Source organism: Pedomonas sp. (genome assembly GCF_036515995.1).
In the GTDB taxonomy this organism is placed as follows: Bacteria; Pseudomonadota; Alphaproteobacteria; order Sphingomonadales; family Sphingomonadaceae; genus Pedomonas.
The window spans coordinates 1-11,295 of sequence record NZ_DATBUP010000139.1 but is presented as its reverse complement, the minus strand read 5'-3'; the positions used below and the strand labels follow the sequence as shown (position 1 = coordinate 11,295).

At 64.5% G+C, this 11,295-nt stretch carries 6 protein-coding genes and 1 pseudogene; 2 read left to right on the top strand and 5 right to left on the bottom strand.

Annotated features, from left to right (window positions below):
* Positions 1–60: 60 nt before the first annotated feature.
* Both rpsL and secA read right to left on the bottom strand, forming a co-directional pair.
* Positions 61–432: a 30S ribosomal protein S12 gene (gene rpsL / locus VIG90_RS10710; RefSeq protein ID WP_331593504.1), complete on the bottom strand. Its 372-nt coding sequence runs from the start codon at positions 430–432 to the stop codon at positions 61–63.
* Positions 433–1,114: 682 nt separating this feature from the next.
* Entirely contained in the window at positions 1,115–3,892 is a 2,778-nt protein-coding gene (gene secA, locus VIG90_RS10705; protein WP_331593503.1) for a preprotein translocase subunit SecA, read from the bottom strand.
* Positions 3,893–4,172: 280 nt separating this feature from the next.
* Here secA and VIG90_RS10700 point away from each other — a divergent pair, with 280 nt between their 5' ends.
* Positions 4,173–4,682 (top strand): DUF2062 domain-containing protein, encoded by a 510-nt coding sequence (locus VIG90_RS10700; protein WP_331593502.1) that lies wholly within the window; start codon positions 4,173–4,175, stop codon positions 4,680–4,682.
* Positions 4,683–4,849: 167 nt separating this feature from the next.
* The gene (gene argJ / locus VIG90_RS10695) at positions 4,850–6,109 is read left to right on the top strand and encodes a bifunctional glutamate N-acetyltransferase/amino-acid acetyltransferase ArgJ (RefSeq protein ID WP_331593501.1); all 1,260 of its coding nucleotides are present in this window, start codon (positions 4,850–4,852) and stop codon (positions 6,107–6,109) included.
* Positions 6,110–6,345: 236 nt separating this feature from the next.
* On the opposite strand, the gene VIG90_RS10690 is transcribed toward argJ, so the two are convergent.
* The 3 genes and pseudogenes from VIG90_RS10690 to groES form a co-directional block, all read right to left on the bottom strand.
* Complete coding sequence (locus VIG90_RS10690) at positions 6,346–8,457, bottom strand: S9 family peptidase (protein ID WP_331593500.1); 2,112 nt, start codon at positions 8,455–8,457, stop codon at positions 6,346–6,348.
* Positions 8,458–8,985: 528 nt separating this feature from the next.
* The gene (groL, locus tag VIG90_RS10685; RefSeq protein WP_331593499.1) at positions 8,986–10,629 is read right to left on the bottom strand and encodes a chaperonin GroEL; all 1,644 of its coding nucleotides are present in this window, start codon (positions 10,627–10,629) and stop codon (positions 8,986–8,988) included.
* A 266-nt stretch (positions 10,630–10,895) separates the two neighbouring features.
* Positions 10,896–11,177: pseudogene (gene groES / locus VIG90_RS10680) on the bottom strand (co-chaperone GroES); the annotation flags it as partial.
* Positions 11,178–11,295 lie beyond the last annotated feature (118 nt).

The window sequence follows — 11,295 nt, the reverse complement described above, 5'->3', positions numbered from 1 at the left end:
CGGATCGGGAAGAACTTCGCGCTTTTCTGGACGACGACGACGAGCCATCGGTCAAACTCCTTATTTCGGCCGCTTGGCGCCGTACTTCGAACGGCTCTGGCGACGATCCTTGACGCCCTGGGTGTCGAGGACGCCACGCAGAATGTGATAGCGCACGCCCGGAAGATCCTTCACACGGCCGCCGCGGATAAGCACAACGGAGTGCTCCTGGAGGTTGTGACCTTCGCCCGGGATGTAGCCGATTACTTCGAAACCATTGGTCAGACGCACCTTGGCGACCTTACGAAGCGCCGAGTTCGGCTTCTTCGGGGTCGTCGTATAGACACGCGTGCAGACGCCACGCTTCTGGGGGCAAGCCTCCATGGCAGGCACCTTGTTGCGGGCCTTCTGCGGTTCGCGGCCCTTGCGGACCAGCTGGTTAATCGTCGGCATCCTTTACCGCCTCACAATCTCTATCTGCCCCTAATAACGAAGCAGGCTTGCGCATAAAAAAACGGAGCCTGGACGGGCCGCTTTTTCCAGCCCTTCCAGAGGCCAGCGCGCAATATACTCCGTCTGTCAGCTCTCTTGCTCGTATAGGGAAGCGTCTCGGACGTATGCCGACCACCAACCCACGAGCGACGGCGGCTTATATTGCCGTGGCTTCGCCCCGTCAACGGGATTCTTCCAGAGGTGGCCGTGGCGCTGGGTAAGCGCCCCAACCGTGCCTGCGCCGTTCAAGGTGACGAAGCGCAATAAAATTAGCAAAACAGACGACTAATTGAAAGGGTCGACACGGCCTCGGCATTAAAGTTTGAGACCGGGCGTGAGCCGCTCCGGATTCGCCGCCGGAACCGGGTGGGGCCTTATCTCATACGGGTGGCATGCATCACGAGAAACAGGGGGAGATTCGCATGGACGCACTCATGTTTTCAGGCGGGTCTGCGAATCAGAATTTGTGCGGATTCGCAGGATCTCAGCACCCATTTGCGCCCGCTCGCCGATGGCGATTCGCTGGTGGGCACCAAGACGCGAGACAGCAAAACGGCGCCTCCGGCGATGAGCCAGAGACGCCGCTTGAAGTCGGCTCGGTTGGGCGGGCAAGGCCGCTGGGGGCGCTCCCGCCGGGGCCTGATCAGTCCCGCCCGTGGCAGTGCTTGTACTTGCGCCCGGACCCGCACGGGCACGGCGTGTTGCGGGAGACCACCTGTTCCCACGTTGCCGGGTCCTCGGGGTCGAACGCCGGGCCGTACTGGTCGGCGACCTTGCGGGCCTCTTCGGCCTCCTGCGGCGTCAGGGCGGTCATGGTCATCACGCCGGCCGGCACCGCACCGAAGGCGAACTCCGGAATGGGCGCGGCGTCGTTCTCCCCGGTAAACGGGTCGATGTGGGTCGGCACGATGTTCTCCGGCACCTCCAGCGGCGGCGGCGCCTGGAAGTGCACCCGCGACATCAGCTCGGACACGTGGGCGCGTACGGCGACCAGCATGCGCTCGAACAGGGCGAAGGCTTCGGACTTGTACTCGTTCAGCGGGTTGCGCTGAGCATAGGCACGCAGGTGGATGACCTGGCGCAGGGCATCGAGCGTTGCCAGATGCTCCTTCCAGTGCTGGTCGATGGCTTGCAGTAGCAGGCTCTTCTCGATCTGCTTCCACAGGTCGTCGCCGATCTGCGCGACCTTCTCCTCGATCTGCTGGGCCGCGGCAGCGGAGATCCGCTCCTCCAGCATCACCTGATCGACGGCGGCTTCCTGCACCCAGTCCTCGATGGGCAGGGCCAGGCCGAAGATGCGCTCCACCTCGGCCTTGAGGCCCGCCACGTTCCACTGCTCCGGGTAGGAGTTGGGCGGGCAGGCATCTGCGATCAGCGCATTGATCGTCTCGGCCCGCATGTCGTTGACGATGTCGGTGACCGATTCGCTCTCCATGATGTCGCGGCGCTGTTCGTAAACGACCTTGCGCTGGTCGTTCATCACGTCGTCGTACTGGAGGAGCTGCTTGCGGATGTCGTAGTTCCGCGCCTCGACCTTGTGCTGCGCCTTCTCGATGGCCTTGTTGATCCACGGGTGGATGATGGCCTCGCCTTCCTGCAGGCCCAGCTTCACCAGCATGGCGTCCATGCGGGTCTGCGGCCCGAAGATGCGCAGCAGGTCGTCCTGCAGCGACAGGTAGAACTTGGAGAGGCCCGGGTCGCCCTGACGGCCGGCGCGGCCGCGCAGCTGGTTGTCGATGCGGCGGCTCTCGTGCCGCTCGGTGCCCAGCACGAACAGGCCGCCCGCGTCCAGCACCGCCTGCCGCTCGGCTTCCACCTCGGCCACCAGCTGGGTGCGGATGCGCTCGATCTCCGCCGGGTCGGTCACATGGCTGAATTCGTCGTTGAGGCGGAAGTCCACGTTGCCGCCCAGCTGAATGTCCGTACCGCGGCCCGCCATGTTGGTGGCGATGGTCACCGCGCCCTTGCGGCCGGCCTGCGCCACGATGTGGGCTTCCTGCTCGTGGTAGCGGGCGTTCAGCACCGTGTGCGGCACGCCTTCCTTCTTCAGGTACTCGGAGAGCAGCTCGGACTTCTCGATCGAGACCGTGCCCACCAGCACCGGCTGGCCGCGCTCCTGCGCCTCGCGGATGCCCTTGACGATGGCGGCGAACTTCTCCGGCGCGGTGCGGTAGAACTCGTCGTGCTCGTCCTTGCGCTTCACCGGCACGTTGGTCGGGATCTCGACGACATTCAGCTTGTAGATGTCGAAGAATTCCTGCGCCTCGGTGGCGGCCGTGCCGGTCATGCCGGACAGCTTGGGATACATGCGGAAGTAGTTCTGGAAGGTGATGGAGGCCAGCGTCTGGTTTTCCGGCTGGATTTCCACTTCTTCCTTGGCTTCCACCGCCTGGTGCAGGCCGTCCGACCAGCGGCGGCCATCCATCATGCGGCCGGTGAACTCGTCGATGATGACGACCTTGCCGTTGCGCACGATGTAATCGGTCTCGCGGTGGAAGATGATGTTGGCCCGCAGCGCGTTGTTCAGGTGGTGGACCACCTGCGTGTTCTCGAAGTCGTAGAGGTTCTCCGACTTCAGCAGCCCGGCGGCCTCGAGCATGCGCTCGGCCTTCTCGGTGCCGTCTTCCGTCAGGATGACCGACTTCTGCTTCTCGTCCACCTCGTAATCTTCGGCCACGAGCTGCTTAACGACAGCGTCCACCTGCATGTACAGCTCGGACTTGTCTTCGGTCGGGCCTGAAATGATGAGCGGCGTGCGCGCCTCGTCGATCAGGATCGAGTCCACCTCGTCCACGATGGCGAAGCTGAACGGCCGCTGGACCATCTGCTCCAGCGAGTACTTCATGTTGTCGCGCAGATAGTCGAAGCCGAACTCGTTGTTCGTGCCGTAGGTAATGTCCGCGTTGTAGGCGTTGCGGCGCTCTTCGTCCGTCAGGCCGTGGGTGATGACACCCACCGACAGGCCGAGGAAGTTGTGCACCTTGCCCATGGTGCCGGCGTCGCGGCTGGCGAGGTAGTCGTTTACCGTCACCACGTGCACGCCCTTGCCGGTCAGCGCATTGAGGTAGCACGGCAGCGTCGCCACCAGCGTCTTGCCTTCACCGGTGCGCATCTCGGCGATCTCGCCGCGGTGGAGCACGATGCCGCCCACCATCTGCACATCGTAGTGGCGCTGGCCGAGCACGCGCTTGGCGGCCTCGCGCACCGTGGCGAAGGCTTCCGGCAGCAGGTCATCGAGAGATTCGCCTGCGGCCAGCCGGGCCTTGAACTTGTCTGTCTGGGCCTGCAGGTCACCGTCGGACAGGGCGGAGATTTCCGGCTCCAGGCTGTTGATGCGAGAGACAACAGAGCGCAGCGATTTAACATAGCGTTCGTTAGACGAACCGAAAATACGCCGCGCGATCGCGCCCAATCCGAGCATGAAGCTACCCCAGTATTGGATGAATGATGGGCTGTTTAGCGGACCCTGAGGCTTGAGAACAGCCTTTTGAAACCCGATATTGCCGTTGTGCAGATAGGAACCCGCCCTGAAACTGTCAACGCTGGCTGTGATACGAAACCGTTCCGAATGCTGCTAGCAGCCGAGCCGGACCGATTATGCGACGATCCGGTTCGCCGTAACGGCTTAGTCACTTTCGCACGTTAAGAGAATCCTGCATAACGTCATGACCCCCCCTGTCGTATTGCCCTGAGTAATCGCGATGTCATTCTGGAAGAAGCGTCTGCCGCAGCGTGAGGAGATCCTCAACTCACGCCTGATACGGCCCTTCGCCCGTCACTTCGGGCACGGAGCGCTGTGGCACATGAACCGCCGCTCCGTGGCGCGCGGCGTCGCGATCGGCATGTTCTTCGCGTTTCTCACTCCGGTGGCGCAAACGGTCTTTGCGGCTCTGGCCTCGGTGCCCCTGCGCGCCAACGTGGCTGTGGCCGCTCTGGCAACCTTCATCACCAATCCCATCACCACGCCGCCCATCCTGATCTTCGCCCATGCCATCGGCATGCGGGCGCTGCACTTTTTCGGTCTGGCGGACGAGCACCGGGAAGTGATGAGCTCGCTCAGTTCCATGTGGTCGGAAGCGCCGCTCATCCTGGGCGCAACCGCCGTCGGCCTGTTCGCCATCGCGGTGGTGGCCGCCATTCTCAGCTACGTGGCGGTGGACCTGATCTGGCGCTGGCGCCTGTCCCAGCGATGGCGCAGCCGCCGCGGCTGACGCCCCCCTTCCGGCTTCCGCGCCCGTTCCCTGCCTGAAGCCCCACATGAAGCCCCGCATGCCTGCCGTGCAACACGGGTGATTGCAAAAACTGTCGGCGTCCACCATTGTCCCGCGCGGCAGCCTGCTGCCCCAGTATTTCAGTCCCGATTGAACGGATAACGCCGATGGCCCAAGATCTTGCGGTATCCCCGCTTGCGCCTGCCTCCTTCCCCGATCTTGCCCCCGTGGCGGGCGTCGAGTTCGGCATGACCTATGCCGGAATCCGCTACAAGCCCGGCCGAAATGATCTGCTCGTTGCCCTGCTCGCCGAAGGCACCACCGTTGCCGGCGTCTACACCAAGTCGCTGACCGCAAGCCCGGCGGTCCACTGGTGCCGCAACGCCTCGCAGGCCGCAGGCGGCACCGCCCGCGCATTGATCGTCACCGCCGGCAACTCGACCGCAGGCACCGGCGCTGATGGCGACCGCGCCTGCCGCGCCATCGCTGAGGGCCTGTCCGCCCGCCTCGGCTGCGCAGCCGAAGCCATCCAGTTCTCCGCCACCGGCGTGATCGGCGAGCCCTTCCCGGCGAGCACGCTCATCGACGCCTTGCCCGCCGCGCTCGAGTCGGCACGGCCCGCCACCGAGGCAAGCGTGTGGGAAGCCGCCGCCCGCGCCATCATGACCACCGACACCTACCCGAAGGGCGCCACCCAGACCGCCGTCATTGACGGCGTGACCGTGACCCTCTCCGGATTCGTGAAGGGCTCGGGCATGATCCAGCCCAACATGGCCACCATGCTCGGCTACCTGTTCACCGATGCCAGGCTCCCGGCCGACGTGCTGGCGACCCTGCTGCGGGACGCGGTGGAGAAGACCTTCAACTGCATCACGGTGGATGGCGACACCTCCACCTCCGACACGGTGCAGATGTTCGCGACTCAGGCCGCCGGCCATGCCCCCGTCACCGACGCCGCCGACCCCCGCCTCGATGACTTCAAGGCGAAGCTCCTCGAGGCCTGCCTCGAGCTGGCAACCCTGGTGGTAAAGGACGGCGAAGGCGCGCAGAAGTTCATCACCATCAACGTGGCAGGCGCGCAGTCCTTCGAGGACGCCCGCACGCTCGGCCTGTCCATCGGCAACTCGCCGCTGGTCAAGACCGCCATCGCCGGGGCAGACGCCAACTGGGGCCGCATCGTCATGGCCGTCGGCAAGGCCGGCCCGCTCATCGACCCCAACAAGTTGTCGGTCGCCTTCGGCGGCACGGTCATCTGCCAGAACGGCCTGCGCGTCGAAGGCTATGACGAAGCGCCGGTGGTAGAGCACATCCGCGGCCGCAACATCGTCATCGACGTGAACGTCGGCGTCGGCGATGCCAGCGCCACCGTCTACACCTGCGACCTGACCCACGGATACATCAGCATCAACGGCGACTACCGCAGCTGATCAGGTTGCATCACAGCCGAACCGGGAGAGGCAGCCTTCGGGCTGCCTTTTCTTTTTCGCAGGGGATTCAGTCCCCTGCACCCCTGGGTTTTGCGGGACGTGCGCGTGAACGCCGTCGCGTCCCTCAGCCAGCAAATGAAAAGGCCGCATCCTTCCTGAAGGACACGGCCCGATCAAACGAACGGGGGTCAAGGGGGACAAGTCCCCCTTGGAAAAACCCCTGAAGAAAACACCCCTTACTTCACGCCCGCCACCGGCCCCGCGCCGTCGCCGTTCGGCGCATCGGTGCGGTACTTGGCGAACCAGGCGAGGATGTTCAGGTTCTTGCCGATGAGCTGGGTCGGGCGGCTGGCCATCCCGTGCGAGGCTTCGGGGATGCGCACCATGGCGGTGTCCACCCGGCGCAGCTTGAGCGCCTGATAGTACTGCTCCGTCTCCGACATCGGCGTGCGGTAGTCGGCCTCGCCGGTCAGCAGCATGGTCGGCGTCTTCACGTTGCCGACGAGCGAGAGCGGGGAGCGCTTCCAGTAGTGCTCCTGCGCTTCCCACGGCATGGCGGGGAACCAGTACTGGGTGAAGAACGGCGCGTTGTCCGCCGTCAGCGCGAAGCTGGTCCAGTTGATGACCGGCTTTGCCACCACCGCCGCGCGGAAGCGGTCGGTCTTGCCGACGATCCAGGCCGTCAGCACGCCGCCGCCCGAGCCGCCGGTGACGAACAGGTTCTTCTCGTCCACGTAGCCCTTGGCGATGACCGCATCCAGCACGCTCATCAGGTCGTCGTAGTCCTGGCTCGGGTAGTTGTGGTGGATCAGGTTGCCGAAGTCTGCGCCGTAGCTGGTGGAGCCGCGCGGGTTGGCATAGACCACCACGTAGCCCGCCGCCGCGTAGGCCTGCATCTCGGCGGACCAGCGCGGGCCATAGTTGGCGAACGGCCCGCCGTGGATTTCGAGAATCAGCGGATACTTCCTGGCGGGGTCGAAGCCCGGCGGTTTCATGAGCCAGGCATGAATGTCCTGCCCATCGGCGGAGGACTTGGTCCAGATCTCCTCCGCGTCGGCCAGATCACGGTAGGCGAGCACGTCCTCGTTCAGCGCCGTCAGTTGTCGCGCCTTCCCGCCGCTGTAGAGCGAGACGTCGGCCGGGCGCTTGGGCGTCGTGGTCAGGAACGCCACCTTGCCGTTCTTCGAGACGGAGAAGCTGCCGCCCCCGTAAGGCCGGCCGATGTCCGTGCCGCCGAGGTTGGCGGCAAGGTTGCGCACCTGCCCGTCGAGGCTGATTTCCGCCAGCCGGGTCGTGCCCTTGTCGTCGTACTGCACGAACAGCGCCTTGCCGTCGGCCCGCCACACCGGGTTTTCCACATCCCGGTCGAGGTTCGCCGAGATCACGCGGCGGTTGCCGCCGTCCCGGTCCATCACTTCAAGGCGTGCGATCTGGTAGCCGAGCTTGCGGTCATCAAAGCCGAGGATGGCGATGCGCTTGCCGTCCGGCGAGACGACCGGCCGCTCGTCCGGCCCGTTGCGGGTGGTGAGCTGGCGGATGCTGCCGTCGGCCAGCGCGACCTCATACACCTCGCTGTTGGCGGGCTGATAGACCGCATCGTCGCTGCGGTTGGCCGAGATGAACAGGCTCTGGCCGTCCGGTGCCCAGGAGGGCGTGCCGCTGTGATCGTACCGCCCGGTCGTCAGCTGGCGCGGGCTGCCGCCATCGGCCGGGGCAAGGAACACCTGCGAGAAGCCGCTCTCGAGGAAACCGGCACCGTCCGCGCGGTACACCACGTCGTCCACCAGCCTCGGCGCATCGCCCCACTTCGCACCCTTGGGCGGCGTCGGCAGGCTTGCCAGCGGCGTCTTGTCTTCCGGCACGAACATGGTGAAGGCCAGCCACTTGCCGTCCGGCGACCAGGAAAGGTTGGACGGGCTCTGCGGCAGGTTGGTCACGCGGGCAAGCTGGCCGGTGTCCATCCAGCGCACGTAGATCTGCGTTGCCCCATCGAAGGAGGAGACGAACGCCAGCCGCTTGCCGTCCGGAGACCAGCGCGCGCTGGAATAGCTCGCCGTGCCGGAGAAGACCGGCCGCTGCTCGCCCGTTGCCGTATCGATGATCCACAGGTTGCGGCGGATGCGGTCGGTCATGATGTCCATGCTGACGCGCGCGTAGACGACATGCCGCCCGTCAGGGGAGATCTGCGGATCGTCCGCATATTCCAGATCGAACAGATCGCGCGGGCTGTAGGGCTGAAGACCCGTTGCCGCCTCTGCGGCCTGTGCCGGAGCAAGTGAGGGTGCAAGCGTCGCAACCGCCGAAGCGGACAGAAGAAGAGCGGCCAGTGCCGCGCGCATGGCTGTCATGGGTCCCCCGTTGGAACAATGGTGCATGACGGCCATCATATCGGCCAGACGAAGCGCGGCAATAAAATTACAATGATTATATTATTCCGCTGCGGCGGCCGAAAACGGGGTCATGCCGGTCTGCCAGAAAACCGGCCCATACTTAAACCCGGCCCCTTCTCATACCCGGCCCCTTCTCATACCCGGACCCTTCTCATACCCGGCCAGGAGTCCAGTTCCGCTTGCCGGACCCGGCGCTGGTGCAGGCAGCGCGGGGGACCTTTCGGGGGGCAACCGCACAGAACTGGACCTCCCACTCCCTGGCCATCGGACGGAAAGCCCATTTGGGGCGCTCGTGGACTTTTCCGTCATGGCCATCCTAACCCCCGGCGGCAGCGGGAGGGGATATCCATATACTTCAATATTGCCGAGCCCCCGGCCCAAACCTGCCCGAACCGGTGGGCATGTCCCTCAAACAGCGAAAAGGCCGCCGGATGTCTCCGACGGCCTTTCCGCTTGTGCGTGTTCTGGTCGAACAAGCAGCCGGACTTAGAAGTCCATGCCGCCCATGCCGCCCATGCCACCCGGCATTGCCGGCATCGGAGCTTCGTCCTTCGGCAGTTCGGCAATGGTCGCCTCGGTGGTGATCAGCAGACCAGCCACGGAAGCTGCGTCCTGCAGAGCAGTGCGCACAACCTTGGTCGGGTCGATCACGCCGGACTTCACCAGATCCTCGTACTTCTCGGTCTGGGCGTTGAAGCCGAGGTCGGTGCCCTTGTTCTCCAGCAGCTTGCCGGCAACCACGGCGCCGTCGACACCGGCGTTCTCAGCGATCTGACGCACCGGCGACTGCAGCGCACGACGGATGATGTCGATGCCGCGGGTCTGGTCGTCGTTTGCGCCCTTCAGCTTGTCGAGAGCGCGGGTGGCGTACAGCAGAGCGGTACCGCCGCCCGGCACGATGCCTTCTTCAACCGCAGCGCGGGTGGCGTGCAGAGCATCGTCCACGCGGTCCTTGCGCTCCTTCACCTCGACTTCGGTCGCACCGCCGACCTTGATCACGGCAACGCCGCCGGCCAGCTTGGCGAGACGCTCCTGCAGCTTCTCACGGTCGTAGTCCGACGTGGTGGTCTCGATCTGGGCGCGGATCTGCTCGACGCGTGCCTTGATGTCGACCGGCTTGCCGGCGCCACCGACGATGGTGGTGTTTTCCTTGTCGATGGTCACCTTCTTGGCGCGGCCAAGCATGTTCAGGGTGACGTTCTCGAGCTTGATGCCGAGGTCTTCGGAGACCATCTCGCCAGCGGTCAGGATGGCGATGTCTTCCAGCATGGCCTTGCGGCGGTCGCCGAAGCCCGGAGCCTTCACGGCAGCAACCTTCAGGCCGCCGCGCAGACGGTTGACCACCAGGGTCGCCAGCGCTTCGCCTTCCACGTCCTCTGCGATGATGAGCAGCGGACGGCCCGACTGCACGACACCTTCGAGGATCGGCAGCATGGACTGCAGGTTGGAGAGCTTCTTTTCGAAGATGAGAACATACGGGTTCTCAAGCTCGACCAGCATCTTTTCCGGGTTGGTGATGAAGTACGGCGACAGGTAGCCGCGGTCGAACTGCATGCCCTCGACCACGTCCAGCTCGCTGTCGAGACCCTTGGCCTCTTCAACGGTGATGACGCCTTCCTTGCCGACCTTGTCCATCGCCTGGGCGATCATCTTGCCGATTTCGGCTTCGCCGTTGGCGGAGATGGTGCCGACCTGAGCGATCTCGGCGTTGTTCTTCACCGGGCGCGAACGCTTCTGCAGGTCTTCGATGACCTTGGTCACGGCCAGATCGATACCGCGCTTCAGGTCCATCGGGTTCATGCCGGCTGCAACCGACTTCATGCCCTCGCGAACGATCGACTGGGCCAGAACCGTGGCGGTGGTGGTGCCGTCACCGGCCAGGTCGTTGGTGCGCGAAGCAACTTCGCGAACCATCTGGGCGCCCATGTTCTCGAACTTGTCCTTCAGTTCGATTTCCTTGGCGACCGAAACGCCGTCCTTGGTGATGCGCGGAGCGCCGAACGACTTCTCGATGACCACGTTGCGGCCCTTCGGGCCCAGGGTCACCTTCACGGCGTCGGCCAGAATGTCCACGCCACGCAGAATGCGCTCGCGAGCATCGCGGGCGAATTTCACTTCCTTGGCTGCCATTATATCAGCTCCTCAAAATTCAAAAATTCGGGGGATGTCAGGCCGGATTACTTCTTCTTCGGGCGGCCGCGCTTGGCCGGGGCCGGAGCAGCAGCAGCGGCGGCCTTGGTCGAACCCTTCGGACGGCCGCGCTTGGCCGGGGCCGGGGTTTCCGCCGGAGCGGCAGCAGCCTTCGGAGCGGCCTTCGGAGCAGCAGCCTTCGGAGCCGGAGCAGCCTTCGGGGCAGCCTTGGGAGCCGGAGCGGCCTTCGGAGCGGCGCCGCCCTCGATCACGCCCATGATGTCCGACTCTTTCATGATCAGCAGCTCTTCGCCGTCGATCTTTACTTCAGTGCCCGACCACTTGCCGAACAGCACGCGATCGCCAGCCTTCACATCGAGTTCGACGAGCTTGCCGCTCTCGTCACGTGCACCGCTGCCAACAGCGACGATCACACCTTCTTGCGGCTTTTCCTGGGCGCTGTCCGGAATAATGATGCCACCAGCGGTCTTTGCCTCGGACTCGACACGACGCACCAGCACTCGATCGTGCAGGGGACGGAAAGACATGCAGTCACCTCTTCGCTCAATTACGAGGACCAGACCGACAGCGGCCCCCGGTCGGTTGTTCAATAAATCGCGCCGTTAGCACTCATGCAATTGGAGTGCTAGCGATCTTTCCGCATAG